Raw genomic sequence first — 26,989 nt, 5'->3', positions numbered from 1 at the left:
CGTAGGTATTACCGATGCGTAGGTTGCAATCTGACCAAGTGACGGTCAACGGTCGGCTACTACAACCGCGCGGCGCGCTGACGCGTTGCGAGCTGCACCACTCCACGCCAGCCCAGCATCGTCAGAGTCAGGAACACTGCAGCCACCACGAGGAAGCCGGGAGCAAGGCTGCGGCCAGCGAGAGCGCGCAGGAACATGCCGACCACGTAGGTCGCAGCCAGGATAAAAGCACCCTCCGGCCAGACCCGGCCAGTCCGGCGCCCCAATGACGTCACCCTACGTGCGCCAATACAGCGGACACTGCGAAGGGCCCCGCGATGGCCAGTAGAACCCAGGCAGGTTCACTCGCCTCGTGTGCAATCTTGCCACCGACCGCCAGCGCGAGCACGCACACGAGATCAGCGACAACCTGGCCCCAGCCATCGACTGGTCGGCCGCGGTTCCGTCGGTGTCCGAGGAGGCGTCAGGACTCCTTGCGCGCCAGGAGCATCAGCCAGCGGCCCTCCTTGGAGTCTTCGCCGGGGAATCTCCACTCGACTCCGAGCCCGGCGTCGTCCAGCAGGGTGCGGAAGGCGGACTCGCTCCAGAGCACGGTGAAGTAGGAGTTGCCCGAGTCACCGACCTCCCAGCGCTCACCGAAACCCTCGCGGATCGCGACTAGGAAGACTCCGCCGGGCCGCAGCGCCGCGGCAACTCTGCGTAGGAACGCTGGGATCTGGGCCCGCTCGACGTGCTGCAGCACGGCCAGCGCGATCACAGCGTCGTACGGGCCGCCCAACTCGTCGCTAGTGATGTCGAGCTTGTCGATGTGCTTGCCCCGGTCGGCCTGGAAGTCGATGAAGGCGGCCGCGACTTCGGTCCGCCGCACTGCGACGCCCTGCGACTCGACGAAGTCGGCGTCCCAACCGGGTCCCGAGCCCACTTCGAGCGCAGTACCGCAGGCGGGCACGGCGTCGACCAGGCGACGCAGGCCCTCGCCGCTGAACTCTGCAGCGCCAGAGGAGTCAGGGGCGGTGTCATCGGCGTATTCCCGGGCGATCCGCTCGTAGGAGTCGACCGTGCGGCGGTTGGCCGAGTCGCTGCTGTCCTGCGGCTCGGGGATGCGTCGACCTGGGGTCACGATGTGCACCCTAGTTGTCACTCGCGCCGGTCGGAGCGGCCAGCCAGATCGAAATGGGGACACCTACGCCGACCACTGAAGCTTCCCGCAACTCTATGAGGCGGCAGCGTCATTCCGCCGCGAAGGGGCGGCGTCCCGCCCTGGCCTACCGGTGTTCCGCCGCGAGGCGGACGTCCGGATCTGCCGATGCGCGGACGCGTGTCCGCCGGCTGTCCCGAGATTCGCCGAATTGGTGCAGGTGCACCATGCGCTGGAAGCGCCGGTTCAGAGAACGTGAGCGCATGACACCAACCACCGCGGCCGTGACCACCCTGACCTCTCCACTCTCCCGTGCCGCGCGCATCGGAGTCGGCATGAGTCTCGTGGTTGCTGGTCTCACCAATGGCTTGGCGCAGTACCTGGGCGAGGTCTTCAAGCCCGACCAATTGGAGGACTTCAGCGCCCAGATTCGCTGGGGTGTTGAGCACCCGGGAGTTCACGTCACTGAGCAGACCGCGCTCCTAGTCAGCATGCTGTTCCTGCCACTCGGTTTCCTCGGGCTGGCGAGTATCACGCGCTGGACGGCGCCGCGACTGACGGCTGTCGCCATCGTTCTGACCCTGTGGGGCATGTGGGGCTTCCACAATGTCGTCGCGCTCGGCTACGGCGCTGGAACCGCCGGGCCGGACGCGATCGGCGCCGACGCAGCGGTCGCCCTCAACGACGGCTACGTCGAGCACACCGGGACGATCGTCACGGCCCTGCTGCCGCACTTGATCGGTTCGTTCTTCGGGTTGCTATTGCTGGCCATCGCCGGGATGCGCGGTGGCCTGTTGCCGCGGATTCCACTGGCGCTGCTGATCGTGTTTCTGGTGTGGGATTTCTTCCTGCCGGCCCTCGGTCCGCTCGAGGCTCACTTGCTGCTGGCGGTTGCGCTCGGGTGGCTCGGAATCCACGTTCTACGGCTACCGCAGGCGGTCTGGCAGAACCCGAGACACGTCGCCGTCACCGATTGATACTGGGCGGGTGATTTCCCGCCCGAGTATTGCCTGGGCCGCGATTACGGTGACCCTGGCCATCCTCCTTGCCACGGTGGCGATCAGCGCTGATACCGGCCTGTGGAAGCTGGTTTTGATCGCCCTCGCTCTTGGCTTGCCCGGCGCCTTGAGCGCCACCCTGCACCCGCGCAACGCCGTCGGATGGCTTCTGCTGGCGGTCGCCCTCGCCTTCGCCAGCCTCGGGTTGGCCAGCCAGTGGCTGGATGCAGGACACGAGAGTTCATGGGCCACGTTGGCCGTGGATCGAGTCGGCGCGATCGTCGTGCCACTCACCGTTCTCGCTCTGCTGCTCGTGCCCGACGGCCGTCTGCCTTCGCCGCGGTGGCGTCCGGTGGCTGTCGCCGTCGTGTGCGCCCAACTTGCCGTCATTGTCGCGTGGACCCTGGTCAGGGGAAGTCCCGCCTCACCGAACCCGATCGGTGTCCTCCCGGCTGATTGGGCAGGGGCCGTCGACACGATCGGTAGCTGGGTACTCCAAGGTCCGTTGCTGCTCGCGATCGCGGCCGTCGTGTTCCGGTTGCGCCGCCCCGCTGACCGAACCAACCTCGCAGCGCTCCTCTGGGGTGTCGCGGGCTTTGCACTTCTCGCGGTCGGAGGCCACGTCTTCTGGCCGGCAGCCGCCGACGCGCTCGATACCCTCGGTGCCACTCTGCTCGGAGCAGGGATCACCGTCACCTTGCTCCGGGTCCCTGAACCGATCGGCATCGACTGGTCCAACGTCGACACGCCGGAGCTGTCCCCACGCGAACGCGAGGTCCTCGAGCTGGTGGCCGAAGGACTCACCAACCGAGAGATCGCCGAACGGCTCTTCATCTCTCCAGTGACTGCGCGCAACCACGTGAGCCGAATCCTCACGAAGTTGTCCCTGGAGAACCGTACCCAAGCAGCGACCTGGCTCAGCCAGCGCGGGAGCCGCTCACCGGACTCACTCGCCAGCTGAGCAATTCGTGACCCACCATTCCAAAGTGCCCGTTCAAGCCGGATATGGCTTGCGCCGCGGCCATCCCGAACGCCCGCGATCCGAGCAGTACGTCATTCCGCCGCAAGTGCGCGCGGGGAGGGACGCTTGGCGCTGAGTTGCGGCACCTGGCCGTCGGCGTTCAAGCCAGGGGCGCTGGTCCACTGTCGGGGTAGTAGATCTCGCCGATGATCTGACCGTCGTCATTGCGCATCAGCTTGATCCTGCGTGTTCCTGTGGTGGTGACCAATCGGGCCAGGCCGTGCGGTGTGGCCCAGCGGTAGACGCCTAGGCCGAGCTGGCAGACGTCGTAGCCGGGCTTGGGCGTTTTCACCCGATGGTGGGTGCGGGTGAGGTGCCCGTCGTTGTGGTCGCCGGTCTGGCCGGGTGGTCCGCCGCGATCGGGCGGGACGTAGGGCGTGGGGTGGTCGTCGTCGAGCCGGCGGTAGCCAGTGTTGGTGGAGTGGGGGAACACGTCGCCGAGCATCCGGAGCAGGGTGCGGTGCTTGACCAGGGTCGGGTGCTCGTAGCCGTTGACCGAGTGAGCCTGGTTGAGGTCGATGATCGGCTGCACGGTGACCTGGCGGTGGTCGAGGAGCTCGGTGAGCTGCTCGAGGAGCATCGGACCGTAGGGGAAGCTGCGTAGAGCCTTTCGAACTAAGGTGTCGTGCGCTCGCGCCGGCCCAACGCCTCCACCACGACGGGCGCGGCGAGCTCCACGGCGAGCAGCAGGTCGTGGAAGCGGTGCGGTCGGCCCAGGGTGGCGCGGGTCGCGAGCCGCCCGATGCCCCCGATGGCCATCAGCCCGGCGAGCAGCCGCATCCGGCCCAGGTCCGGTTCGGGGGATGCCGCGGCGTCGAGCCAGCCCAGTCCGTAGCCGGCGAAGACCGGCCCCATGAAGCGAACATGTGAGTCCACCGTCGCGTCGCCGTCCATGCCGGGCTCCCCACGCGCCCCACCGACGAGCTGGACACCACCGATCGCGATACACGTCCATCCGGTCACACGGCCCAAGGTCGTCAGCGCTGACATGACGCCATCCTGGCACCGGGTTATCTGCTCATGCGACGGGGTACGCGGAGCAACTGCGAGGTCGATGACTCCCGCAGCGACGAGATGCCGTGGGAGCTTCGCGAGGATCCGTTTGAACCTCGCCTGGCGCGCCGGCGGCCGCCGTGGTCGGGCAGTGAGCTGTGCGAATCGTGGTTCGCCGTCCGCGTGGGGCTCTTAGAGTGACGTGTGCTCATCAGCGTGTGCCTGGACACCGGGCGGCCCTGGGGAGACCTGCTCACCCTGGCCGGCCATGCCGAACAGACGGGCTTCGAAAGGATCTACGTCCCGGACCACTTCATGCCCTACGACCCGTCGGTTGCGGTTCCAGGCAACGTGCATGAGTGCTGGACCGTCCTGAGCGCCCTCGCGGTGAGCACGACCCGGATCGGCCTCGGCACCCTCGTCCTCGGAAACACCTACCGGCACCCCGCCGTCGTCGCCAACATGGCCGCCACGTTGGACCAGATCAGCGCCGGGCGGGCGCTGTTGGGCCTCGGCGCTGGCTGGCAGCCCAACGAGCACAAGGCGTACGGCATCGATCTTCCCGACCCCGGTCATCGGCTGGATCGCTTCGAGGAGGCGGTGCAAGTCGTCTCGCTGCTCCTGCGATCCGAGGTCTCGGACTTCGCAGGAGCCCACTACCGGCTCAGCCAGGCTCGCTGCCAACCGCCGCCCGTCCAGACCCCGTTGCCGTTGCTCGTGGGCGGGGCCGGGGAACGCCGCACCATCCCGCTCGCCGTTCGACATGCCGATGCCTGGCACACCTGGGCTGCGCCCCCGGAGTTCCAGCGCAAGAGCGAGATCCTCGACGAAGCGTGCCGAGTGGCCGGACGCGCACCTTCGGAAGTCCGCCGGCTGACCGGCCAGGTTGTCCGCGTGCTCGCCCGCGGGAACCCGGTCCACGACGACTCCGACATCGTCGGCACGGCCCAGTTCGTTGCCCACCGACTCGGCGACTACCGGGACGCGAAAGTGGACGAGTTCATCGTCCGCGATCGCGCAGCGACTCCCTTGCGGGACGCGCTCGGGTCCATGACCTTGATGGCTGCTGAAGTCGTCCCGGCTCTGGGATGACCACCGGGCAGCTGATCGACCAACCCGTCGGCGGGCAGTGTGAGCTCCACCGGGTTATCCGGTCGAGCGACGGGGTAGGACGGCGCCGTGAGCAACTACGAGGTCTATGACGCCGGCGGCGGCGAGGTGCCGTGGGAGCTTCGCGAGGATCCGGTCGAACCTCGCACCGACGACGTCGACGGCGGCTGGATGGTCGCCGTCGAGTACTCCAACAAGGGACAGGCCAAGCCGCCGACGATCGTGAGCGTCCGTGGCAGGTCCCACCCGACGCGCGAGGAGGCTCTCGCCGCGGCACAGCAGGAGGCCTTCTCCTACGACCCTCCCGACCCCTTCTCGCCGCAGGGCCGACGGGTGTTCCGCGACGGTCCCGACGGGTTCCTGGCGGTCATCGAGGGTGCGATGACGACGTTCCACATGAGCGTGCGCGTGGTCCAGCACATCGGCGACGCGTAGCGGTCGGGCGACGGGGACCGGCCCGGCCGACCTAGATCCCGAGGTCCGAGTCGCGGAGCTTTGCCACCCGGTCCTCGGGACCTTCGAAGCTCAGGCCGTCGGTCTCCCGTCGACCGTAGAGGAAGAGCACGATCTCGGACGGCAGGCCGCTGATCACGACCGGGTCGGAGCCGGCCCGCAGGTTGGTCTGGGTGCCGGTGTCGGTACGACGGATCAGGACCGGTACGCCGGCCGGGCGGATCAGTCCCTTCCCGGAGACCCGGGCCACCCGCCATAGGGCGTCCTGCTCCTCCGGCTCGAGCCTGCGCGGCACCCACCCGTCCGCCGCGCGGCGGACGTCCTCGTGGTGCACGAAGTACTCAGCGGTGTTGACCGCAGCGTCGATGCCGGGCAGCGCCAGCGGGTTGCGGGCCTTCCGGACCTTGTCGACCAGCTTGTCGAACGGCTTCCTGGCGACCCGCTCGGTCTCCTTCTCCGTGATCGAGGCCAGCGGCGGCACCACGATGCCGACCGAGAGCGGGCTGTTCTCACGCACGACCAGGTGTGCCATCAGCTCGCGCACGGTCCAGTCACCGCACAGGGTCGGGGCGCCCGGGCCGGTCTCGAGGGCGAGATCGCAGAGGCGGTCACGCTCGGCGCGCGCGAAGGACGTCATGCGGGCAGGATCGCATGACCGGAGTCCTCAGCGCGCAGGCGTCCGGCGACGATGGAGGGGGCTCGGGGAATAGTCGGCTTCGTCCGGCTGGTTGGGTGTGGGTACGGCCATGGGAGCAGGGGACTGGTGAGCGACGACAAGCGCAGTGGCGCCGGCACGACGGGCGCCGGCTTCGCCGTGCTCTGGGTCGCCATCAAGCGCGAGCCGTGGATCTTCGCGGTCTCGACGATCGGCAGCCTGCTGTTCGGTGCCCTCACCGTGGCCGACGCCTGGGTGCTCGGCTGGTCGACCGACCACGTCGTCCTGCCGGCCTTCCGTGACGGCGAGATCGGCGCCGACATGCTGTGGGCGGTGCTCGGTCTCTTCCTCGGCGTCGCCATCCTGCGCGCGGTCGGGATCGTGGCCCGCCGGCTCGGCGCCGGTGTCATGCAGTACCGGATGCAGGCCCGCACCCGCCGCGCGGTCACCCGGCAGTACCTCTCGCTCCCGATGGAGTGGCACCAGAGGCACCCGACGGGTGAGCTGCTGTCCAACGCCAACTCCGACGTCGAGGCGGCGTGGGGTCCGATTGCGCCGCTCCCGATGGCCGTCGGCACCGTCGCGATGATGGTGATCGCGGTCGTCCAGATGCTGTTCGCCGACCTGGTGCTCGCCGTCATCGGCCTCCTGGTGTTCCCGCTCGTGATCGCGACCAACGTCGTCTACCAGCGGCTCGCGCAGGGCTGGGCCACGCGCGCCCAGGAGCTGCGCGCCGAGCTCAGCGAGATCGCGCACGAGTCGTTCGACGGCGCGATGGTGGTCAAGACGCTCGGCCGCGAGCCCGAGGAGACCGCCCGGTTCCGCGCCAAGGCCACCGAGCTCCGCGAGGTCAACATCAAGGTCGGCCGGATCCGCGCGGCCTTCGACCCCACCCTCGCCGCGCTCCCCAACCTCGCGGTCCTCATCGTGCTCGTGCTCGGCGTGCACCGTGTGCTGTCCGGCGCCACCGTCGCGGGCGACGTGGTGACGGTCGCCTACCTGCTGACCATCGTCTCGTTCCCGATCCGGTCGATCGGCTGGCTGCTGGGGGAGTTCCCGCGCAGCGTGGTCGGCTACCGCCGCGTCGACGCGGTGCTGCGCGCCCGCGGCGCGATGAAGTACGGCGACGCGCCCGCGCCGACCGCGCCCGGCGGCGCGCGGCTCGAGGTCGAGGGCCTGCGCTACGGCTACCAGCCCGACCGGCCGCTGCTGCGCGACGTGACCTTCGCCGTCGAGCCCGGTCGCACCGTCGCGCTGGTCGGCGCCACGGCATCGGGCAAGAGCACGCTCACCAACCTGCTGACCCGTCTCGTCGACGTCGACGACGGCGCCATCCGCGTCGACGGCACCGACCTGCGCGACCTCGAGCGCGGTGCGCTCGCCGAGGTGCTCTCGGTGGTGCCGCAGACTGCGTTCCTCTTCGACGACACGGTGCGCGGCAACGTCACGCTGGGCGCGGACGTGCCCGACGAGGACGTGTGGGCCGCCCTGCGCACCGCCCAGGCCGACGGCTTCGTCGCCGCGCTGCCCGAAGGTCTCGACACCCGGCTCGGTGAACGCGGCACCTCGCTGTCCGGGGGACAGCGGCAGCGGATCTCCCTCGCGCGGGCGCTGGTGCGCCGCCCGCGGCTGCTGGTGCTCGACGACGCCACCTCCGCGGTCGATCCCGAGGTCGAGGCGCGGATCCTCGCCGCCCTCAGGGGCGAGGACCGCGACGCGACCCTGGTCGTCGTCGCCTATCGCAAGGCGACCATCGGCCTCGCTGACGAGGTGTTGTACCTCTCCGACGGCGCGATCGCCGATCGCGGCCGTCACGACGAGCTGGTGGCGCGCAACGCCGACTACGCCCGGCTGGTCAACGCCTACGAGCAGCAGGAGCACGTGCTCGGCGAGCCGGAGGAGGTGGCCGCGAAATGAGCGCTGTGACCCCCACCCGGACGTCCGGCACCCAGATGGTCACCGGTGAGGACATCGGTGCCTGGGAGACCATCCGGCGCGGCGTCGCCCACTCGCCCGAGCTCGTCGACGGCATCGGCAAGACCCTGGTGCTCGCCGTCATCGCCTCGGTCGGCCAGGTCGTCGTACCCATCGCGGTGCAGCAGACGATCGACCGCGGCCTGCGCGGCCCCGACGGACCGGACGCGACCTTCACCACCTGGCTGACGCTGGCGGCGGCGGCCGCGATCGTCCTGACCAGCTGGGCGTCGTACGCCATGACCGCCCGCCTCTTCTCCACCTCGGAGCGCGGCCTCGCCACCCTGCGGGTCAAGGCGTTCCGCCACGTTCACGACCTGCCCCTGCTCACCCAGAACACCGAGCGCCGCGGCGCCCTGGTCTCCCGCGTGACCAGCGACGTCGACCAGGTCAGCCAGTTCCTGGTCTTCGGCGGCCTGCTGTTCATCGTCAGCATCGGCCAGATCCTGGTCGCGACGGTGCTGATGGTCGTCTACAGCTGGCAGCTGGCGCTGGTGGTGTGGCTGTGCTTCGCGCCGCTCTTCCTCAGCCTGCGGTACTTCCAGCGCAAGCTCTCCGCCGCCTACGCGACCGTACGACGCCAGGTCGGCGCACTGCTCTCGGCGATCTCCGAACCCGTGGTCGGTGCCGCGGTCGTGCGCTCCTACGCGGTGGAGGCGCGGACCCAGGAGCGGATCGACACGGCAGTGGCGGCCCACCAGGCGGCCTCGACCCGCGCCCAGGGCTTCACGGCGTTCTCCTTCTCGCTCGGCGGCATCTCCGCCGGCCTCGCCAACGCCGGGGTGCTGATCGTCGGCATCTGGCTCGGCCAGGGCCGGCTCTGGTCGAGCGACATCACCGCGGGAGAGGTGCTGGCGTTCGCGTTCATCGTGACCCTGTTCGTCGGCCCGGTGCAGTTCGGCACCCAGGTGCTCACCGACGCCCAGAACGCGATCGCCGGCTGGCGCCGGGTGATCGGCATCCTCGACACCCCGGCCGACCTGGTCGACCCGGGGCCGGAGGGCCAGGTGCTGCCCGCGGGTGCGCTGGACGTCGCGTTCGAGGACGTCGGGTTCTCCTACCCCGGCGGCCCGCCGGTGCTGCACGACATCGATCTCGCGATCCCCGCCGGCCGGAGGGTGGCGGTCGTCGGCGAGACCGGGTCGGGCAAGTCGACGCTGGCCAAGCTCCTGACCCGGCTGATGGACCCCACCGAGGGCAGGGTGCTGCTCGACGGGGTCGACGTACGGGACATCACCGAGGCGTCGTTGCGGTCGAGCGTGGTGCTGGTCCCGCAGGAGGGCTTCCTCTTCGACGACACCCTCGCCGCGAACGCCCGCTACGGCCGCCTCGACGCCACCGACGACCAGATCGTCGCCGCCGCCGCCGAGCTGGGCCTGGGCGACTGGCTCGCAGGACTCCCCGACGGGCTCGCCACCCGGGTCGGTCAACGCGGCGAGTCCTTGTCGGCAGGGGAGCGGCAGCTGGTCGCGCTGCTGCGGGCGCAGCTCGCAGATCCCGACCTGCTGGTGCTCGACGAGGCGACGAGCGCGGTCGATCCCGAGCTGGAGACCCGCATCGGTCGGGCGCTGGACCGGCTGATGTCCGGCCGCACCTCGGTCACGATCGCGCACCGGATGTCCACGGCCGAGGCCGCGGACGAGGTGGTGGTCGTCGATCGCGGCCGGATCGTGCAACGCGGCCCCCACGCCGAGCTGGTCCGCGAGGCCGGCTCGGTCTACGCCGGCCTGCACGAGTCCTGGATGGCCCAGCAGGGCTGAGGCGCGACCCCGGATAATGGGGGCGTGACCTCCCTCGACCCGACTGTCGCCGCCCGGCTCTCGCGCAACGACGCCGGCCTGGTGCCGGCGATCGTCCAGCAGTACGACACCGGTGAGGTGCTGATGCTGGCGTGGATGGACGACGAGGCACTGCACCGCAGCCTCAGCACCGGGCGGGCGACGTACTGGAGCCGCTCGCGGCAGGACTACTGGGTCAAGGGCGAGACCTCCGGCAACCGCCAGCACGTGAAGGAGGTCCGGATGGACTGCGACGGCGACACGCTCCTGGTCAAGGTCGACCAGGAGGGTCCGGCGTGCCACACCGGCACCCGCACCTGCTTCGACGACGGGCTGCTCGGGTGACGCCGCAGGGCGTGACGGGGAGACGCGCGTTCTGGCCGGTGGTCCTCGTCGGGATCGCCGCCAGCGGCCTGTCGGCGCTCGCCGGTCACCGCCCGCTGATGCAGGTGCAGGAGGCGCGGCTGGAGCAGCTCGGCGCCGGGGCGATCGCGCAGAGCGAGCACATCAAGGAGCTGCCCCTCGCCGGTGCCTTCGCCCTCGTCATGCTCGCGTGCTGGGGCGTCGTCCTCGTCACCGGCGGTCTGCTCCGTCGGATCGTGGCGGCGCTGGCCGCCGCTTCGGCGGCGGCGCTGGTGCTGACCCTGGTCGTCGAGGGCCTCGTCAAGAGCGACGAGGTGGTCGTCGAGCTCGGAGCACCCATCGAGTACACCGGCTGGTTCTGGCTGGCGATGGCAGCATCCGTCGTCGCGCTGGTCGCTGCCGTCGCCGCCGTGTGGTGGTCGCCCGAGTGGCCCGAGATGGGCAGTCGGTACGACGCACCGGCGTCCCACGAGGCCCAGCCGTCGGACGCCCCTCCCGAGGAGCGCACCAGCCTCGACCTCTGGAAGTCGATGGACGAGGGCGACGACCCGACGGACCACGACCGGACGACCGGCCCCTAGAATCTTTGCGAACCCGAACCGAGGAGCGCGTGCATGTCTGACAACCACGGCAACACCCCCGCTGCCTGGACCGCCGTCGTCGTGGCGCTGGCCGGCTTCGTCGTGGGTGGCGTCGGCCTGATGTTCAGCCCCGTCAGCATGGTGCTGTTCTGGATCGGCGTGGTCATCGTGATCGCCGCAGGCGTGGTGTTCGTCGCCATGGACAAGGCCGGCCTGCACCAGTCCGGTCACTGACGGCCGGCGGATGCCGTGACCACCGCGCCCGCGACGCCACCCGACCACCGGGTGGTGGCGGAACGCGGGGACGTCCGACCGCGGTGGCGGAGACTGATGCTGCCGACGGCGGCCGTCGGCGCCGTGGCTGCGGCGACGGTCGCCCTCCACGTCCGCGACCCGCACGTGCAGGGCACGTGGGGGATCTGCCCGACGAAGGCCGTCTTCGGGATCGAGTGCCCGGGCTGCGGCGGCCTGCGGGCCGTCAACGACCTGACCAACCTGCAGCTCGTCGACGCGGCCTCGAGCAACCTGCTCCTCGTCGCGGCGATCCCGGTGCTCGCCTACGTCTTCGCGCGGTGGAGCCTGGGCCGCTGGCGCGGACGGTCGTGGGACCCGTCGGAACGCGCCATGAACTGGTCGGGGCTGACCCTCGTGGTCGTGCTGGCCGTGTTCACGGTGCTGAGGAACGTGCCGGCGGGAGCCTGGCTGGCGCCGTAGCGGCCGCGCCGCCGGGCACGTCCCTCAGAGGTCAGCCGTAGTAGCCGTCGAAGCTGCCCGCGACGACCAGGATCCAGTAGAGCGCGGAGACCGCGATGCCCACCGCGCCGAGGATCAGGCCGGCCATCGCCATCCCGGCGCCCTTCTTGGCCCCGTTGGACTCGTTGATCTCCTTGCGGCCGAGGAAGCCGAGGATCACGGCAGCGATGCCGAAGATGAAGCTTCCGCAGCAGACGATGCTGAGGATGCCGGTGACGAGAGAGATGATCGCCATCACCGAGGTGCTCTGCGGCTGGGCGCCGCCGTACCCGGGGCCGGACGCGCCGTAGCCGCCACCGGGCGGGGGCGCGCCGTACCCACCACCACCGCCGGGCGGGGGAGGCGGGGGACTGCCGTAGTTGGGTGGTTCGTAGCTCACGTGATGCCCCTTCGGCACGGGCCCGGGCACCTCCCGGGCGACGGCAGAGACTCTAGTCGCACTCGCGGCGGTGGCAACCGGGTGCGCGGACGTGTCCCGGATCGGCTCTCGAACGGGGCGGCCGCATCCCGGGCGATGTCATGACGGTGCCGCCCGCGTGGGAGACTTGGACGTCCGCCGACCGGAGTGTTCGGGTCGGAGAAAGCTCAGTCACGGAGGCGCAATGTCGGTGCTCGACGGCATCGTCGCCGGTGTCCGCGAGGACCTCGCTGCCCGCGAGGCTGCGGTGCCGGCGGAGGAGCTGCGCGCGCGGCTGGCCGACGCCCCGGAGCCGCGCGACCCGATGCCCCACTTCCGTCGCCCGGGGTCGAGCGTGATCGCCGAGGTCAAGCGACGCAGCCCCAGCAAGGGTGACCTCGCCGACATCCCCGACGCGGCTGCCCTGGCGCGGGAGTACGCCGCCGGCGGGGCCGCAGCGATCAGCGTGCTCACCGAGGAACGCCGGTTCGGAGGCAGCCTCGACGACCTGCGCGCGGTGCGGGCCGCGGTCGACGTACCGCTGCTGCGCAAGGACTTCATCGTCAGCGACTACCAGCTGCTCGAGGCCCGCGCGGCCGGAGCCGACCTGGCGCTGCTGATCGTGGCCGCGTTGACCGACGACGAGCTGCGCCGGCTCCACGACACCGCTCGCGAGCTGGGGCTGACCGTGCTGGTCGAGGTGCACGACGAGGCCGAGACCGACCGCGCGGTCGTGCTCGGCGCGGAGCTGATCGGCGTCAACGCCCGCAACCTCAAGACGCTCGAGGTCGATCCCGACGCGTTCGGACGACTGGCGCCGCTGGTCCCCGCAGACCGCGTGCTCGTCGCGGAGTCGGGCATCAGCGGGCCGACCGACGTGAAGCGCTACGTCGCCGAGGGCGCCCGGGTGGTGCTCGTCGGCGAGGCGCTGGTCAAGGACGGTGCCCCGCGCGCGACGGTCTCAGCAATGACAGGAGTCGAGGCGTGACCGACTACGACGTCGACCTCCACGGCTGGTACGGCGGAGCCGGCAGCTTCGGCGGCCGGTTCATGCCGGAGGCGCTGATCGCCGCCCTCGACGAGCTCGAGATCTCCTGGCAGAAGGCGATGCTGGATCCGGCGTTCCACCAGGAGTTCGACGGGCTCCTGCAGAACTACGCGGGCGTCCCGAGCATGCTTTACGACGCGCACCGACTCTCCGAGCGCGCCGGAGCCCGGATCCTGCTCAAGCGCGAGGACCTCAACCACACCGGCGCCCACAAGATCCGCAACGTGCTCGGGCAGGCCCTGCTGACCAAGCGGATGGGCAAGACGCGGGTGATCGCCGAGACCGGGGCCGGTCAGCACGGCGTCGCTTCTGCGACCGCCGCGGCCTACCTGGGCCTCGACTGCACGGTCTACATGGGCGAGGTCGACACCGAGCGCCAGGCGCTCAACGTCGCCCGGATGCAGCTGCTCGGCGCCGAGGTGGTGCCGGTCAAGAGCGGCTCGCGCACGCTCAAGGACGCGATCAACGAGGCGCTGCGTGACTGGGTCGCCAGCGTCGACCACACCGCCTACCTCTTCGGCACGGCAGCCGGACCGCACCCGTTCCCCAGCCTGGTGCTCAGCTTCGTCCGCGGCATCGGCGACGAGGCACGCCGCCAGTGCCTCGACCTCACCGGAGGACTGCCCGACGCGATCGCGGCCTGCGTCGGGGGCGGGTCCAACGCGATCGGCCTGTTCGCCGGCTTCCTCGACGACCCCGACGTCGCGATCTACGGCTTCGAGGCGGGCGGCGACGGCGTCGAGACCGGCCGCCACGCTGCGACGATCTTCGCCGGCAGCATCGGCGTGCTCCACGGCGCGCGCACCTTCGTGCTGCAGGACGACCAGGGCCAGACCGTCGAGTCGCACTCGATCTCGGCCGGCCTCGACTACCCGGGCGTCGGACCCCAGCACGCCGCGCTGGCGGCGGGCGGCCGGGCGTCGTACCTCCCGGTGACCGACGCCGAGGCGATGGACGCGATGGCGCTGCTCGCGCGCACCGAGGGGATCATCCCGGCGATCGAGTCCGCCCACGCGATCGCCGGCACGCTCAAGGTGGCCGAGGAGCGGCAGGGGCAGACGATCCTGGTCAACCTGTCCGGTCGGGGCGACAAGGACATGGGCACGGCACTCCACTACTTCGGGCTCGGCACGCCGGACAGCGAGCCGGCCGGGGAGGCCGACCAGTGACCACCAGCGCCGGCATCGCCTACGAGAAGGCCCGCGCCGACGGCCGCGCCGCCCTGGTCGGCTACCTGCCCGCCGGGTTCCCGACGGTCGACGGCGGCATCGCCGCGCTCCGGACCATGGTCGAGGCCGGCTGTGACGTCATCGAGATCGGCCTGCCCTACAGCGACCCGGTCATGGACGGCCCGACCATCCAGGCGGCCGCGCAGCAGGCGCTCGACGCCGGTGTCCGCACCGTCGACGTGCTCCGCACCGTCGAGGCGGTCGCCGCGACCGGTACCCCGACGCTGGTCATGACCTACTGGAACCCCGTCGAGCGGTACGGCGTGGAGCGCTTCGCGCAGGACCTGTACGACGCCGGCGGCGCCGGGCTGATCACGCCGGACCTGACCCCCGACTTCGCCCCCGAGTGGATCGCGGCCGCGGACGCCCGCGGTCTCGACAAGGTGTTCCTCGTCGCTCCGTCCTCGACCGACGAACGGATCGCGATGACGACCGCTGCCTGCCGGGGATTCGTCTACGCCACCGCCGTCATGGGCGTCACCGGCGCCCGTGCCGCGACCAGCGACCTGGCCGGGCCGCTGGTGACCCGGACCAAAAGGGCGATCGAGACTGCTTCAGCGGGGGCGCCGGGGCTGCCGGTCGGGGTCGGCCTCGGCGTCAGCAACGGCACCCAGGCCGCGGAGGTGGCGTCGTACGCCGACGGCGTGATCGTGGGGTCCGCGTTCGTCCGCGTCCTGCTCGACCACCCGGACGACCTCGACGCCGGCCGCAGTGCGCTGGCGGCGCTGACCGAGGACCTGGCCGGGGGAGTGCGTCAGTAGATGCGGCGCGGTTTGTTGCTCGGAGTGGTCGCCGTCCTGGCCTGCCTGGTGTCCGCCTGTGGCGGGTCCGGGGACGAGGAGGAGTTCACCGGTGCGCGGCTCGACCAGCCCTATGCGGCCCCGACGGTCGAGCTGACCGACACCGACGGAGCGCCGTACTCCCTGGCGGCCGACACCGACAAGCCGATGACCCTGGTGTTCTTCGGCTACACCCACTGCCCGGACCTCTGCCCGCTGGTCATGAACAACATCGCAGCCGGTCTCAACCGGCTCGACGAGGACGACCGCGAGCAGGTCGACATGGTGTTCGTGACCACCGACCCGAAGCGCGACGACGAGGCCGCGTTGCGTGACTACCTCGACGACTACGGCGAGGGCTTCATCGGCCTCACCGGGGAGCTCGACGACATCGTCGCGGCCGGTGATCCGCTGCACCTCTACGTCAACGACGGCAAGAAGCTGCCCAGTGGTGGCTACGATCTCGGCGGACACTCGACCTTCGTGCTCGGGATCGACGACGAGGCCGAAGCCGTGGTCGTCTGGAACCAGGAGACGTCCGCGGTCGAGTTCGCCAACGACATCCACACCCTGCTGTCAGAGGACTGACCTGTGCTTCCTGCGCTGATCCCCGAGCTGATCTTCACGATCCCCAGCCCCGACGACGGGGTCTGGGACCTCGGCCCGGTCCCGATCCGCGGCTACGCCCTGTGCATCATCCTCGGCATCGTCGCCGCGATCTGGATCGGCGAGCGCCGGTGGGTCGCCCGCGGAGGGAGGCCCGGCGACGTCCAGGACATCGCGATCTGGGCGGTGCCGTTCGGCATCGTCGGCGCGCGGCTCTACCACGTGGCCACCGACTGGGAACGCTACTTCGGCGACGGCGAGAACCCGGTCACCGCGCTCTACGTGTGGCGCGGCGGCCTCGGGATCTGGGGTGGCGTCGCGCTCGGCGCGGTCGGCGCCTACCTCGGGTGCCGCGCCAAGGGCATCCGGTTCCTGCCGATGGCCGACGCCCTCGCGCCGGGCGTGCTCGTCGCGCAGGCGATCGGGCGGTGGGGCAACTGGTTCAACCAGGAGCTCTACGGCCGGCCCACCGACCTGCCGTGGGGCCTCGAGATCGACCGGGAGCACTGGCCGACCGAATGCGACTACCCGGAGGGCTCGGGCACCTGCACCTTCGAGGTCGGTACGACGTTCCACCCCACGTTCCTCTACGAGTGCCTCTGGAACCTGGCCGCCTTCGTGCTGGTGATCTGGCTCGAGCGTCGGTTCAAGCTCGGGTACGGCCGGGTGATGGCGGTCTACGTGATGGCCTACACGGCCGGCCGCGGCTGGATCGAGTACCTCCGGATCGACGACGTCCAGCTCGAGAACGTGTTCGGGCTCCGGTTCAACGTGTGGACCTCGATCGTGCTGTTCGTCGCCGCGGCGATCTACTTCGTCGTCTCCATGCGACGTCATCCGGGTCGTGAGGAGTCGGTCTACCGCGACGGCAGGGGACCCGAGCCGGATGCCGAGGACGTGACCGCGGACGAGCCCGAAGCCGGGACCGATCCGGCCGAGGACGCCGATCCGCAGGACGAATCCGGCGACGATGCGCCCGCGGCCCGGAAGGTGTCCACCGAGGACTGACGCGTGACTTCCCGATGTCACGCGGTGGTAACCTGAGGGCTCCGCCGCGTGGGCCAGTGACGTCCCTTGCGCCCCACCTTCTGTGGACCCTTGCCTGAGATCGTTGGAGCAGGCCGCAGACGAAGCCGACGGGAGAACACTGGTGCCTTACTCGCACGCGTTCCCGCCGCCCGAGGGTCTTTACGACCCGCGCAACGAGCACGACGCCTGCGGCGTCGCCTTCGTCGCGACGATGACCGGCGTGGCCAGCCACGACATCGTGGTCAAGGCCCTCACCGCACTGCGCAACCTGGACCACCGCGGCGCCGCCGGCGCCGAGGTCAACTCGGGTGACGGCGCCGGCATCCTGCTGCAGGTCCCGGACGGGTTCCTGCGCGAGGTGACGCGCGAGGCGGGCTTCGAGCTGCCGGAGCGGTGGTGCTACGCCGTCGGCACCGCGTTCCTGCCGGGTGACGCGGAGCAGGTTGCCAAGACCCGGGCGCGGATCGAGGAGATCGCGGCCGAGGAGGGCCTCGCCGTCGTCGGCTGGCGCGACGTGCCCGTCAACCCCGACATCCTCGGCACCATGGCGGCGAGCGTCATGCCGACGTTCAGCCAGGTCTTCGTCCAGGGCGCCGGCCAGCGCCTGACCGGCATGGCGCTCGAGCGCCGCGCGTTCTGCCTGCGCAAGCGCGCCGAGCGCGAGACCGACGTCTACTTCCCGTCGCTGTCCGCGCGCACCCTGATCTACAAGGGCATGCTCACCACCGACCAGCTCGACAACTTCTTCCCCGACCTGGTCGACGAGCGGATGGCATCGGCGCTCGCCGTGGTGCACTCGCGCTTCTCGACCAACACCTTCCCCAGCTGGCCGCTCTCGCACCCGTTCCGGTTCATCGCCCACAACGGCGAGATCAACACCGTGATGGGCAACCGCAACTGGATGCGGGCCCGGGAGGCGCTGCTGTCCAGCGACGTGATCCCCGGCGACCTCGAGCGGCTCTTCCCGATCTGCACCCAGGGCGCTTCCGACTCGGCCTCGTTCGACGAGGTGCTCGAGCTGCTGCACATGGGCGGGCGCAGCCTGCCCCACGCGGTGCTGATGATGATCCCCGAGGCGTGGGAGAACCACACCGAGATGGAGGAGAAGCGGCGCGACTTCTACCGCTTCCACTCCGCCCTGATGGAGCCGTGGGACGGCCCGGCGTGCGTCGTGTTCACCGACGGCACCCAGATCGGCGCCGTGCTCGACCGCAACGGGCTTCGTCCGTCCCGCTTCTGGGTGACCGACGACGGCCTCGTCGTCCTGGCGTCCGAGGTCGGCGTGCTCGACCTCGACCCGGCCACGATCGTCCGCAAGGGACGCCTCCAGCCCGGCAAGATGTTCCTCGTCGACACCGACGACCACCGGATCATCGAGGACGAGGAGATCAAGGCGGAGCTCGCCGCCGAGCATCCGTACGGCGAGTGGCTGCACGCCGGTCTGATCCACCTCGACGACATCCCCGACCGTGAGCACATCGTGCACACCCACGCGTCGGTCACCCGCCGCCAGCAGGTCTTCGGCTACACCGAGGAGGAGCTGCGGATCCTGCTCACGCCGATGGCCAGCAACGGTGGCGAGCCGCTCGGCTCGATGGGCACCGACACCCCGATCGCGGCGCTCAGCGACCGGCCGCGGCTGCTGTTCGACTACTTCAGCCAGCTGTTCGCCCAGGTCACCAACCCGCCCCTCGACGCGATCCGCGAGGAGCTGGTGACCAGCCTCAACGGCACCATCGGGCCGGAGGCCAACCTGCTCGAGCCGACGCCCGCGTCGTGCCGCCAGGTCGTGCTGCCGTTCCCGGTCATCTCCAACGACGACCTGGCCAAGATCCGCCACATCAACCGCGACGGCGACATGCCGGGCTTCATCACCCACGTGTCCCGCGGGCTCTACCCCGTCGAGGGCGGGGGAGCGGCGATGGCGAAGCGGCTCGCCGAGATCTGCCAGGAGGTCAGCGAGGCGATCGCCGGGGGCGCGCGCATCATCGTGCTCTCCGACCGGCACTCGACCGCCGACCTGGCCCCGATCCCGTCCCTGCTGCTGACCGGCGCGGTGCACCACCACCTGGTGCGCGAGAAGACCCGCACCCAGGTCGGCCTGCTGCTCGAGGCCGGCGACGTCCGCGAGGTGCACCACGTCGCGCTGCTCGTCGGCTACGGCGCCGCGGCGGTCAACCCCTACCTCGCCATGGAGTCGGTCGAGGACCTCGCTCGCGAGGGCTACTTCGTCAAGGCCGACCCCGAGGCGGCCGTCGCCAACCTGATCAAGGCGCTCGGCAAGGGTGTCGTGAAGGTGATGAGCAAGATCGGCGTCTCGACGGTCGCCTCCTACACCGGTGCCCAGATCTTCGAGTGCATCGGTCTGTCGCAGGCCGTCGTCGACAAGTACTTCACCGGCACCACCTCGAAGCTCGGCGGCGTCGAGCTCGACACCATCGCGGAAGAGGTGGCCCGGCGGCACGCCACCGCCTACCCCCGCGGCGGCATCGCGCCCGCACACCGCGAGCTCGAGATCGGTGGCGAGTACCAGTGGCGCCGCGAGGGCGAGCCGCACCTGTTCAACCCGGAGACGGTGTTCCGGCTGCAGCACGCGACCCGCACCGGCCGCTACGACATCTTCAAGCAGTACACGCAGGCCGTCGACGACCAGTCCGAGAAGCTGATGACCCTGCGCGGGCTGTTCCGGTTCAAGGACCCGTCGGACTTCGGCCGGGCGCCGATCTCGATCGACGAGGTCGAGCCGGTCTCCGAGATCGTCAAGCGGTTCTCGACCGGCGCCATGTCCTACGGCTCCATCAGCCGCGAGGCGCACGAGACGCTCGCGATCGCGATGAACCGGCTGGGGGCGAAGTCCAACACCGGGGAGGGCGGCGAGGACGCCGACCGTCTCTACGACCCCGAGCGCCGCAGCTCGATCAAGCAGGTGGCCTCCGGTCGCTTCGGTGTCACCTCGGAGTACCTCACCAACTCCGACGACATCCAGATCAAGATGGCGCAAGGCGCGAAGCCCGGTGAGGGCGGACAGCTGCCCGGCAACAAGGTCTACCCGTGGGTGGCCAAGACCCGGCACTCGACGCCCGGCGTCGGTTTGATCAGCCCGCCGCCGCACCACGACATCTACTCGATCGAGGACCTCGCGCAGCTGATCCACGACCTCAAGAACGCCAACCCGGGCGCCCGCGTCCACGTGAAGCTGGTGTCCGAGGTGGGCGTCGGCACGGTGGCTGCGGGCGTCTCGAAGGCGCACGCGGACGTCGTACTCATCTCGGGCCACGACGGTGGCACCGGCGCGTCCCCGTTGACGTCGCTCAAGCACGCCGGCGGTCCCTGGGAGCTCGGGCTCGCCGAGACGCAGCAGACGCTGCTGCTCAACGGCCTGCGCGACCGGATCGTGGTCCAGACCGACGGTCAGCTCAAGACCGGTCGCGACGTCGTCGTCGCGGCCCTGCTGGGCGCGGAGGAGTACGGCTTCGCGACCGCGCCGCTCGTGGTGTCGGGCTGCATCCTGATGCGGGTCTGCCACCTCGACACCTGCCCGGTCGGCGTCGCCACCCAGAACCCGGTGCTGCGCTCGCGCTACACCGGCAAGGCCGAGCACGTCGTGAACTTCTTCGAGTTCATCGCCGAAGAGGTGCGTGAGCTGCTCGCCTCGCTGGGCTTCCGCAGCCTCGACGAGGCGATCGGCCAGGTGCAGGCGCTCGACACCCTCGACGCCCAGCACCACTGGAAGGCCTCCGGTCTCGACCTGGCGCCGATCCTGCACCAGGTCCACGTCGCTGACACGCACTTCCCCGACCAGGACGTGCGCAACACCGGCACCCAGGAGCACGGCCTGGAGAAGTCGCTCGACGTCACCGAGCTGCTGCCGATCGCAGCCGCCGCCATCGACGACGGAGAGCCGGTGCGCGCCCAGCTCGCGATCCGCAACGTCAACCGCACGGTGGGCACGATCCTCGGCCACGAGGTGACCAAGAAGTACGGCGGCGCCGGCCTGCCCGACGACACCATCGACATCACGTTCATCGGGTCAGCGGGCCAGTCCTTCGGCGCGTTCGTCCCGCGTGGCATCACGCTGCGGCTCGAGGGCGACGCCAACGACTACGTCGGCAAGGGCCTCTCCGGCGGCCGGATCGCGATCCGGCCCGACCGCACCGCGCCGTTCAACGCCAACGAGCACATCATCGCCGGCAACACCATCGCCTACGGCGCCACGTCGGGCGAGATCCTCATCCGCGGTGGTGTCGGCGAGCGCTGCTGCGTCCGCAACTCGGGTGCCACCGTGGTCACCGAGGGCGTCGGCGACCACGGGTGCGAGTACATGACCGGCGGCAAGGTCGCCGTCCTCGGTCCGGTCGGACGCAACTTCGCGGCCGGCATGTCGGGCGGCGTCGCCTGGGTGCTCGACCTCAAGGAGTTCCGCGTCAACCGCGAGCTGGTCGAGCTCGGCCCCGTGGCCGAGGTGCACGACGACGTGCTCCACGGCATGGTGAAGCGTCACTTCGAGGAGACCGGCTCCGAGGTCGCCGAGGAGCTGCTCGCCGACTGGCCGACCGCGCTCACCCGGTTCACCGAGGTCATGCCGCGCGACTACCGGATCGTGCTCGAGGCGAAGGCGAAGGCCGAGGCCGACGGGCTCGACGAGGACGGCGTGGCCAACGCGATGATGGAGAGCCTTCATGGATGAGCGGCGGACCCCCCAGCAACCATCGACGGCGTACCGCCGCTCAGGAATGAAGGGGGCAGCGCAGAATGGCTGACCCGAAGGGTTTTCTCAAGCACGACCGCGAGGTCGCCGAGCGACGGCCGGTCGAGGAGCGCGTCAACGACTGGCAGGAGGTCTACCCCGGCGGGGCGGGCCGCGCGCTGCTGCCGATCATCGTCGAGCAGGCCGGGCGCTGCATGGACTGCGGCATCCCGTTCTGCCACCAGGGCTGCCCGCTGGGCAACATCATCCCGGAGTGGAACGACCTGGTCTGGCGCGACGACTGGAAGGGTGCGATCGAACGGCTGCACGCGACCAACAACTTCCCGGAGTTCACCGGTCGGCTGTGCCCCGCCCCGTGCGAGACGGCCTGCGTGCTCGGGATCAACCAGCCGGCCGTGACGATCAAGAACGTCGAGGTCTCGATCATCGACAAGGCGTGGGAGGCGGGCTACGTCTCCCCGCAGCCGCCGGAGTGGCTGTCGGGCAGGACGGTCGCCGTCGTCGGGTCCGGCCCGGCCGGTCTCGCGGCGGCCCAGCAGCTGACCCGCGCCGGCCACACGGTCGCCGTCTACGAGCGCGACGACAAGCCGGGCGGCCTGCTCCGCTACGGCATTCCCGAGTTCAAGATGGAGAAGCAGCACCTCGACCGCCGCCTCGAGCAGATGAAGCGCGAGGGCACCGTCTTCCGCTCCGGCGTCGAGGTCGGCGCTGGTGACCTGACGGGCCGCGCGCTCAGGGACCGGTACGACGCCGTGGTGCTCGCCATCGGCGCGACCGTGCCGCGCGACCTGCCGGTGCCCGGCCGCGACCTCAAGGGCATCCACCAGGCCATGGAGTTCCTGCCGCAGTCCAACCGGGCCGCCCTCGGTCAGCCTCAGCTGCCGGGCGAGGAGCAGATCCGCGCGGACGGCAAGCACGTCGTGATCATCGGCGGCGGCGACACCGGCGCCGACTGCCTCGGCACGTCGACCCGCCAGGGCGCGGCGTCGATCACGCAGCTCGAGATCCTGCCCGAGCCGTCGGTCGACCGGCCCGACGGCCAGCCGTGGCCGACGTACCCGATGGTCTTCCGGGTGTCCTCGGCGCACGAGGAGGCCGGCGAGCGGGTGTACTCGGTGTCGACCAAGGAGTTCCTCGGCGACGACGACGGCAACGTGCGGGCGCTGCGCCTGGTCGACGTGACGTTCGAGAGCGGTCAGCTGATCGAGATCGAGGGCACCGAGCGCGAGATCCCGGCCGACCTGGTCCTGTTCGCCATGGGCTTCCTGGGGCCCGAGGGGCCGGGCGTGGTCGAGCAGCTGGGCGTCGAGCTCGACGGCCGGAGCAACGTGGCGCGTGACTCGTCGTACATGTCGTCGGTGCCGGGTGTCTTCGTCGCCGGCGACGCGGGCCGCGGTCAGTCCCTCATCGTGTGGGCGATCGCCGAGGGCCGCGCGGCAGCGGCCGCCGTCGACGAGTACCTCACCGGCTCGACCACGTTGCCGGTGCCGATCCCGCCGACCGAGCGGCCGCTCGCGGTCTGAGCTGGGCGGCCCAGGCTGAGGTGCGCTTCATCCTCACCCGGTCTCGACGCGCCTGTCGCGACCTCGTTCCTCGGTCGCGGGCTTGCTCGACCTGCACTCGCGACGCCCGGTGCTCGTTCCTCGCACGGGGCTGCTCGTTTGAACGTTCCAGGGCCCACTAGGCTGGTGCTTGTGCGGAGAGCAAAGATCGTGTGCACGTTGGGTCCGGCCACCAACTCCGAGCGGCGGATCCGCGAGCTCGTGTACGCCGGGATGGACGTCGCCCGGCTCAACATGAGCCACGGCAGCCACGAGGACCACGCCGAGGTCTACCGCCTGGTCCGGGAGGCCTCGGACGCCAGCGGACGCGGGGTGGGCATCTTCGCCGACCTCCAGGGCCCGAAGATCCGGCTCGAGCGGTTCGCCGACGGCCCGGTGCAGCTGCGCCGCAGCCAGCGGTGGACCATCACGACGCGCGACGTCGACGGCAACGCCGAGATCTGCGGCACGACGTACAAGGGCCTCCCCGGCGACGTCGGACCGGGCGACCCCATCCTCATCGACGACGGCAAGGTCCGGCTGCGGGTGGTGGCGGTGACCGACACCGACGTCGAGACCGAGGTCCTCGTCGGCGGCCAGGTGAGCAACAACAAGGGCATCAACCTGCCGGGCGTGGCGGTGTCCGTGCCTGCGCTCTCCGAGAAGGACGCGGAGGACCTGCGGTTCGCGCTGAAGCTCGGCGTCGACTACATCGCCCTGAGCTTCGTGCGCAACGCAGCCGACGCCGAGGACGTCCGCAAGATCATGCGCGAGGAGGAGGTCATGCTCCCCGTGATCGCGAAGATCGAGAAGCCGCAGGCGATCGACAACCTCGACGAGCTGGTCGAGGCGTTCGACGGGTTCATGGTCGCCCGTGGAGACCTCGGCGTGGAGTGCCCGCTGGAGGAGGTGCCCTTCCTGCAGAAGAAGGTCATCGTCGCCGCCCGGCGCAACGCCAAGCCGGTCATCGTGGCGACCCAGATGCTCGAGTCCATGGTCACGAGTCCCGCCCCGACCCGGGCGGAGACGAGCGACGTCGCCAACGCGGTGCTCGACGGCGCCGACGCGGTGATGCTGTCGGGCGAGACCAGCGTCGGTGAGCACCCGATCCACACCGTCGAGACGATGGCCCGCATCGTCGCCGCGACCGAGGAGCACGCGCTCGGCGACGACACCTTCAGCAGGTTCGGCCGGATCGACTGGGCCCCGCGCACCCGCGCGGGCATCATCACCAAGGCCGCCGAGGAGGTCGCCCAGCGGATCGGGGCGAAGTTCGTCGTCGCGTTCACCCAGTCCGGCGACTCCGCCCGGCGCCTCGCGCGGCACCGCAGCAGCATCCCCGTGCTCGCGTTCACCCCGGAGTCCCGCTGCCGGTCACAGCTCTCGCTCACCTGGGGCGTCGAGGCGTTCAAGACCGTCACCGTCGAGCACACCGACGAGATGGTGCGTCAGGTCGACGAGGAGCTGCTGCGCATCGGGCGGGTCCAGGAGGGCGACCTCGTCGTGATCGTCGCCGGCAGCCCGCCCGGCATCCCCGGCTCGACCAACGCCCTCCGCATCCACCGGATGGGCGACGCGATCAACGAGGTCGCGCCCGCCTACCGACGAGGCTGACCCTCAGCCGGTCCACTCGGTCGTCTCCGCCACCACGTCGGGCGTACAGGCTTCGCCGTCGGGCACAGCGAGCACGAGCTGCTCCCACGCCCACGTGCGCGGACCAGCAGGAGTGCGGGCCCTGATCGTCACGCCGCGGACGTGGCCGGGCTGGCCAGGATCCTCGAGGCGGACAGCGACCAGCACGGCCTGCTTGCCGTCGCGCGGACGGACCACGAGTCCGGTGGCTGGACGCCGGGTCTCCCAGTCGGCGAGCGCAGAGATGAAGCTGGTCGACGCCGGTGGGTATTCGTCGACGACGCCCTGCAGGTCGTCCGGGCCGCGGTAGTCAAGCACCGACTCCTCGATCACCTTCAGGTTCTCCTCACCGTCGAGCACCACCGACACCAGTCGCGTCCTCCCGATCGCGGTGAACGCTCCCGGGTACAGGACCAGGCCACCCGCGGCATCAGCGACCACGCATCGCGCGGTGACTCCCAGCCCCTGGGCGTCATCGATGGCGACGTCGCCCGTGTCCTCCGAGGCACCACCACTGCACCCGGCCACCGCGAACGCCATCAGTGCTGCGCCGGCGCCAGCGATCGCTCGACGCTCCCGCATGCGACCAATGTACGACCGGGCGGACCCCCGACGAGACGACTCCGGCGATCGTCAATCGGTCGGCCGGTTGCCGGCCTTGCTGAAGACCGACTCGGGCCGCTGTTGCGGGACGCCGTCGACTGAGATGTCGACGAGCTCGTTGTAGAACGCGACCCGGTCCTGGATCTTGCCGACGGCGGGGAACGGCATCGCGTAGGACCACGCCACGTTGTCGCCGCCCGGCACCCCGGGAAGGCTCCAGTAGTCCTCGGCGAGACCCTTGTAGGGGCACACGCTGCTGTTGGCCGTCGGGACGAGGAGGTCGAGCCGGACGTCCTCCCGCGGCAGGTAGTAGCGGGTCGGCAGGTCGGTCTCGAAGAGAAGCACGGGGGAGCGGCTGTCGGCGAGGAGCGTGCCGCCGAGCGACACCTCCACGTGCCGCGAGCTCGCCAGCGCCTCGACCCGCTTGTGCGGGTCCCGCGGGTGGGCGATGACCTCCTCGTCCTCCTCGAGCCAGCGGTCGAGCACGCCCGGCTCCCAGCTGAGCACGATCCGGTCGCCGACGGCCGGGTCGTCGCGGACCCATGCGGCGTGCTGGATCACCCGGCCGTCGACCACGACGTCGTACCACTCCGAAACCGGGCCCTTGGCCGTGTAGAACGAGCGCTTGGTCGGGGGACCGGCCGAGGCCTGCAAGAGCTCGGTGCGGACGTCGTCACGCGGGAACGCGTATCCCGGCACCGGGAACCTCTCCTCCCAGAACAGCAGCGCGTCGTGGCTGTCCACGATCGCCTCGCTGCCGACGTACCCCCGCACCCACTTGTCCGTCGCCTCGGTCCGCATGCCCATCTCGGCAGACTAGGCCGTGAGGCCGGTTGCGCAAATAGTCATGACTTGAGTCCGATCAGCGCGTCCAGCGCCTCGACCGCCTCTCGCCGGGAGACGCTGATGACGCGGGGGTTGGACCGACGCCACGCGACGCCGACAAGGTCGAGCGCCCAGCAGCAGAGCTCGCGGATATCGCCCGACGCGTTGACGAACTGCCACCTCGGATAGCGGTACTCCTTCATCACGCCTGCGACCGGCCGCTTGGTCGAGTTGATGACCCTGCAACCGTCGGAGTGGAAGAGCCCGCGCAGGAACGACGCTGGATGAGCCTTGACGATGCGCCGCTGCCATTCCTCCAGGACGATCGGGCGCTCGTGCTTGCGGCCCGGACCGTGCTGGGGGAACAGGCAGGGCCAGTGCTGCCAGTTGCTCTGGACGACGGTGACCCCCGGCGCTCGAGGGTGGAAGACGCGACCCTCGGGTCGCACCCGACGGATCAGATCGGTGACGTCTGCAATGACACCCGGTTGTGTGGCGTCGCAGGCGACCCTCAGGAAGTAGGTGCGCGCCGCACGAGAGACACAACCGTCGCCGAGGTAGAACCCGAGGAGGCCGGCGTACGCCTCCTCATCGAGCTCGCACGGACCACAGATCGCGCAGTCGTTGGTCCGTGCGCTGCGTCCCGCTTGCCAGTCGCGAAGAGTAGAGCGGTGGACGCCGAGCTTTCGAGCGATGCCCGACCAGGACTCGCCAGCGTCACGGAGCCTTGTAGCTTCGTTCCTGATGCTCGCCGGGTACATGGCTCGAGGGTCAT

27 protein-coding genes are annotated in these 26,989 nt (G+C 70.3%); 18 read left to right on the top strand and 9 right to left on the bottom strand.

Going from position 1 to position 26,989, the window contains the following annotated elements:
- Positions 1 to 59: 59 nt before the first annotated feature.
- Entirely contained in the window at positions 60 to 275 is a 216-nt protein-coding gene (locus SHK19_RS22105; protein ID WP_405030426.1) for a DUF3054 domain-containing protein, read from the bottom strand.
- A gap of 188 nt (positions 276 to 463) precedes the next feature.
- Positions 464 to 1,120: a class I SAM-dependent methyltransferase gene (locus SHK19_RS13520; protein ID WP_322936536.1), complete on the bottom strand. Its 657-nt coding sequence runs from the start codon at positions 1,118 to 1,120 to the stop codon at positions 464 to 466.
- A gap of 281 nt (positions 1,121 to 1,401) precedes the next feature.
- Between SHK19_RS13520 and SHK19_RS13515 the strand changes: the two genes are divergently transcribed.
- Both SHK19_RS13515 and SHK19_RS13510 read left to right on the top strand, forming a co-directional pair.
- Entirely contained in the window at positions 1,402 to 2,115 is a 714-nt protein-coding gene (locus SHK19_RS13515) for a hypothetical protein (RefSeq protein WP_322455481.1), read from the top strand.
- A 10-nt stretch (positions 2,116 to 2,125) separates the two neighbouring features.
- Positions 2,126 to 3,097, top strand: a complete 972-nt coding sequence (locus SHK19_RS13510) for a helix-turn-helix transcriptional regulator (RefSeq protein WP_322936535.1) — start codon at positions 2,126 to 2,128, stop codon at positions 3,095 to 3,097.
- Between the two features lie 160 nt (positions 3,098 to 3,257).
- Here SHK19_RS13510 and SHK19_RS13505 read toward each other — a convergent pair whose 3' ends face one another.
- Both SHK19_RS13505 and SHK19_RS13500 read right to left on the bottom strand, forming a co-directional pair.
- On the bottom strand, positions 3,258 to 3,737 hold the full coding sequence (locus tag SHK19_RS13505) for a hypothetical protein (RefSeq protein ID WP_322936534.1): 480 nt from the start codon (positions 3,735 to 3,737) through the stop codon (positions 3,258 to 3,260).
- Positions 3,738 to 3,772: 35 nt separating this feature from the next.
- Entirely contained in the window at positions 3,773 to 4,147 is a 375-nt protein-coding gene (locus SHK19_RS13500; protein ID WP_322936533.1) for a DUF4345 domain-containing protein, read from the bottom strand.
- Positions 4,148 to 4,354: 207 nt separating this feature from the next.
- Here SHK19_RS13500 and SHK19_RS13495 point away from each other — a divergent pair, with 207 nt between their 5' ends.
- Entirely contained in the window at positions 4,355 to 5,242 is an 888-nt protein-coding gene (locus SHK19_RS13495; RefSeq protein WP_322455477.1) for a TIGR03560 family F420-dependent LLM class oxidoreductase, read from the top strand.
- A gap of 87 nt (positions 5,243 to 5,329) precedes the next feature.
- Positions 5,330 to 5,695 carry a hypothetical protein gene (locus SHK19_RS13490; protein WP_322936532.1) on the top strand — a complete coding sequence of 122 codons (366 nt, stop codon included), beginning with the start codon at positions 5,330 to 5,332 and terminating at the stop codon, positions 5,693 to 5,695.
- A 31-nt stretch (positions 5,696 to 5,726) separates the two neighbouring features.
- Here SHK19_RS13490 and SHK19_RS13485 read toward each other — a convergent pair whose 3' ends face one another.
- Complete coding sequence (locus tag SHK19_RS13485) at positions 5,727 to 6,350, bottom strand: TIGR03085 family metal-binding protein (RefSeq protein WP_322455475.1); 624 nt, start codon at positions 6,348 to 6,350, stop codon at positions 5,727 to 5,729.
- 126 nt (positions 6,351 to 6,476) lie between these two features.
- Between SHK19_RS13485 and SHK19_RS13480 the strand changes: the two genes are divergently transcribed.
- The 6 genes from SHK19_RS13480 to SHK19_RS13455 are packed head-to-tail and all read left to right on the top strand — an operon-like array spanning position 6,477 to position 11,778.
- The gene (locus tag SHK19_RS13480) at positions 6,477 to 8,285 is read left to right on the top strand and encodes an ABC transporter ATP-binding protein (protein ID WP_322936531.1); all 1,809 of its coding nucleotides are present in this window, start codon (positions 6,477 to 6,479) and stop codon (positions 8,283 to 8,285) included.
- A complete protein-coding gene (locus SHK19_RS13475; RefSeq protein WP_322936530.1) occupies positions 8,282 to 10,102 on the top strand; it encodes an ABC transporter ATP-binding protein in 1,821 nt (606 codons plus the stop codon). The genes SHK19_RS13480 and SHK19_RS13475 overlap by 4 nt, the downstream gene beginning before the upstream one ends.
- 24 nt (positions 10,103 to 10,126) lie before the next feature.
- Positions 10,127 to 10,465, top strand: a complete 339-nt coding sequence (gene hisI / locus SHK19_RS13470; RefSeq protein WP_322455472.1) for a phosphoribosyl-AMP cyclohydrolase — start codon at positions 10,127 to 10,129, stop codon at positions 10,463 to 10,465.
- Positions 10,466 to 10,476: 11 nt separating this feature from the next.
- Positions 10,477 to 11,064, top strand: coding sequence for a Trp biosynthesis-associated membrane protein (locus SHK19_RS13465; RefSeq protein ID WP_322455471.1), 588 nt, complete (start codon positions 10,477 to 10,479; stop codon positions 11,062 to 11,064).
- Positions 11,065 to 11,097: 33 nt separating this feature from the next.
- On the top strand, positions 11,098 to 11,298 hold the full coding sequence (locus SHK19_RS13460; RefSeq protein ID WP_322455470.1) for an HGxxPAAW family protein: 201 nt from the start codon (positions 11,098 to 11,100) through the stop codon (positions 11,296 to 11,298).
- Between the two features lie 15 nt (positions 11,299 to 11,313).
- Positions 11,314 to 11,778: a DUF2752 domain-containing protein gene (locus SHK19_RS13455; protein WP_322455469.1), complete on the top strand. Its 465-nt coding sequence runs from the start codon at positions 11,314 to 11,316 to the stop codon at positions 11,776 to 11,778.
- 31 nt (positions 11,779 to 11,809) lie between these two features.
- Here the strand turns inward: SHK19_RS13455 and SHK19_RS13450 are convergent, their stop codons facing one another.
- Positions 11,810 to 12,196 carry a DUF4190 domain-containing protein gene (locus SHK19_RS13450; RefSeq protein ID WP_322455468.1) on the bottom strand — a complete coding sequence of 129 codons (387 nt, stop codon included), beginning with the start codon at positions 12,194 to 12,196 and terminating at the stop codon, positions 11,810 to 11,812.
- A 223-nt stretch (positions 12,197 to 12,419) separates the two neighbouring features.
- Here SHK19_RS13450 and trpC point away from each other — a divergent pair, with 223 nt between their 5' ends.
- From trpC to pyk, 8 genes are all read left to right on the top strand, one after another.
- Complete coding sequence (gene trpC / locus SHK19_RS13445; protein ID WP_322455467.1) at positions 12,420 to 13,202, top strand: indole-3-glycerol phosphate synthase TrpC; 783 nt, start codon at positions 12,420 to 12,422, stop codon at positions 13,200 to 13,202.
- Positions 13,203 to 13,264: 62 nt separating this feature from the next.
- Entirely contained in the window at positions 13,265 to 14,431 is a 1,167-nt protein-coding gene (gene trpB, locus SHK19_RS13440; protein WP_405030504.1) for a tryptophan synthase subunit beta, read from the top strand.
- Positions 14,428 to 15,252, top strand: a complete 825-nt coding sequence (trpA, locus tag SHK19_RS13435; protein ID WP_322936528.1) for a tryptophan synthase subunit alpha — start codon at positions 14,428 to 14,430, stop codon at positions 15,250 to 15,252. Before trpB ends, trpA begins: the two co-directional genes overlap by 4 nt.
- Before the next feature lie 12 nt (positions 15,253 to 15,264).
- Positions 15,265 to 15,858, top strand: a complete 594-nt coding sequence (locus SHK19_RS13430; protein WP_322936527.1) for an SCO family protein — start codon at positions 15,265 to 15,267, stop codon at positions 15,856 to 15,858.
- 3 nt (positions 15,859 to 15,861) lie between these two features.
- A complete protein-coding gene (gene lgt / locus SHK19_RS13425) occupies positions 15,862 to 16,884 on the top strand; it encodes a prolipoprotein diacylglyceryl transferase (protein ID WP_322936526.1) in 1,023 nt (340 codons plus the stop codon).
- Positions 16,885 to 17,026: 142 nt separating this feature from the next.
- On the top strand, positions 17,027 to 21,592 hold the full coding sequence (gltB, locus tag SHK19_RS13420) for a glutamate synthase large subunit (RefSeq protein WP_322936525.1): 4,566 nt from the start codon (positions 17,027 to 17,029) through the stop codon (positions 21,590 to 21,592).
- A 65-nt stretch (positions 21,593 to 21,657) separates the two neighbouring features.
- Complete coding sequence (locus SHK19_RS13415; RefSeq protein ID WP_322455461.1) at positions 21,658 to 23,136, top strand: glutamate synthase subunit beta; 1,479 nt, start codon at positions 21,658 to 21,660, stop codon at positions 23,134 to 23,136.
- Between the two features lie 171 nt (positions 23,137 to 23,307).
- Complete coding sequence (pyk, locus tag SHK19_RS13410) at positions 23,308 to 24,768, top strand: pyruvate kinase (protein ID WP_322936523.1); 1,461 nt, start codon at positions 23,308 to 23,310, stop codon at positions 24,766 to 24,768.
- A gap of 3 nt (positions 24,769 to 24,771) precedes the next feature.
- Here the strand turns inward: pyk and SHK19_RS13405 are convergent, their stop codons facing one another.
- Genes SHK19_RS13405 through SHK19_RS13395 form a run of 3 tightly spaced genes read right to left on the bottom strand, consistent with a single transcriptional unit; the run spans position 24,772 to position 26,975 of the window.
- A complete protein-coding gene (locus tag SHK19_RS13405) occupies positions 24,772 to 25,368 on the bottom strand; it encodes a hypothetical protein (protein WP_322936522.1) in 597 nt (198 codons plus the stop codon).
- A 51-nt stretch (positions 25,369 to 25,419) separates the two neighbouring features.
- Positions 25,420 to 26,196 carry a DUF427 domain-containing protein gene (locus tag SHK19_RS13400; protein WP_322936521.1) on the bottom strand — a complete coding sequence of 259 codons (777 nt, stop codon included), beginning with the start codon at positions 26,194 to 26,196 and terminating at the stop codon, positions 25,420 to 25,422.
- 38 nt (positions 26,197 to 26,234) lie between these two features.
- Positions 26,235 to 26,975, bottom strand: coding sequence for a helix-turn-helix domain-containing protein (locus tag SHK19_RS13395; RefSeq protein ID WP_322936520.1), 741 nt, complete (start codon positions 26,973 to 26,975; stop codon positions 26,235 to 26,237).
- Positions 26,976 to 26,989 lie beyond the last annotated feature (14 nt).

The organism is Nocardioides bizhenqiangii (assembly GCF_034661235.1).
Taxonomy (GTDB): Bacteria; Actinomycetota; Actinomycetes; order Propionibacteriales; family Nocardioidaceae; genus Nocardioides; species Nocardioides bizhenqiangii.
Note: the sequence above shows the minus strand (reverse complement) of the source record. Positions and strands in the feature narration are given on the sequence as shown.

Coding starts and splice junctions, on each gene's coding strand:
- SHK19_RS13505 (WP_322936534.1), bottom strand. CDS start 3,737: ATGCTCCTCGAGCAGCTCACCGAGCTCCTCGACCACCGCCAGGTCACC.
- SHK19_RS13485 (WP_322455475.1), bottom strand. CDS start 6,350: ATGACGTCCTTCGCGCGCGCCGAGCGTGACCGCCTCTGCGATCTCGCC.
- SHK19_RS13400 (WP_322936521.1), bottom strand. CDS start 26,196: ATGGGCATGCGGACCGAGGCGACGGACAAGTGGGTGCGGGGGTACGTC.
- trpC (WP_322455467.1), top strand. CDS start 12,420: ATGTCGGTGCTCGACGGCATCGTCGCCGGTGTCCGCGAGGACCTCGCT.
- SHK19_RS13405 (WP_322936522.1), bottom strand. CDS start 25,368: ATGCGGGAGCGTCGAGCGATCGCTGGCGCCGGCGCAGCACTGATGGCG.
- SHK19_RS13460 (WP_322455470.1), top strand. CDS start 11,098: ATGTCTGACAACCACGGCAACACCCCCGCTGCCTGGACCGCCGTCGTC.
- SHK19_RS13415 (WP_322455461.1), top strand. CDS start 21,658: ATGGCTGACCCGAAGGGTTTTCTCAAGCACGACCGCGAGGTCGCCGAG.
- trpB (WP_405030504.1), top strand. CDS start 13,265: ATGCCGGAGGCGCTGATCGCCGCCCTCGACGAGCTCGAGATCTCCTGG.
- SHK19_RS13475 (WP_322936530.1), top strand. CDS start 8,282: ATGAGCGCTGTGACCCCCACCCGGACGTCCGGCACCCAGATGGTCACC.
- SHK19_RS13515 (WP_322455481.1), top strand. CDS start 1,402: ATGACACCAACCACCGCGGCCGTGACCACCCTGACCTCTCCACTCTCC.
- SHK19_RS13395 (WP_322936520.1), bottom strand. CDS start 26,975: ATGTACCCGGCGAGCATCAGGAACGAAGCTACAAGGCTCCGTGACGCT.
- SHK19_RS13500 (WP_322936533.1), bottom strand. CDS start 4,147: ATGTCAGCGCTGACGACCTTGGGCCGTGTGACCGGATGGACGTGTATC.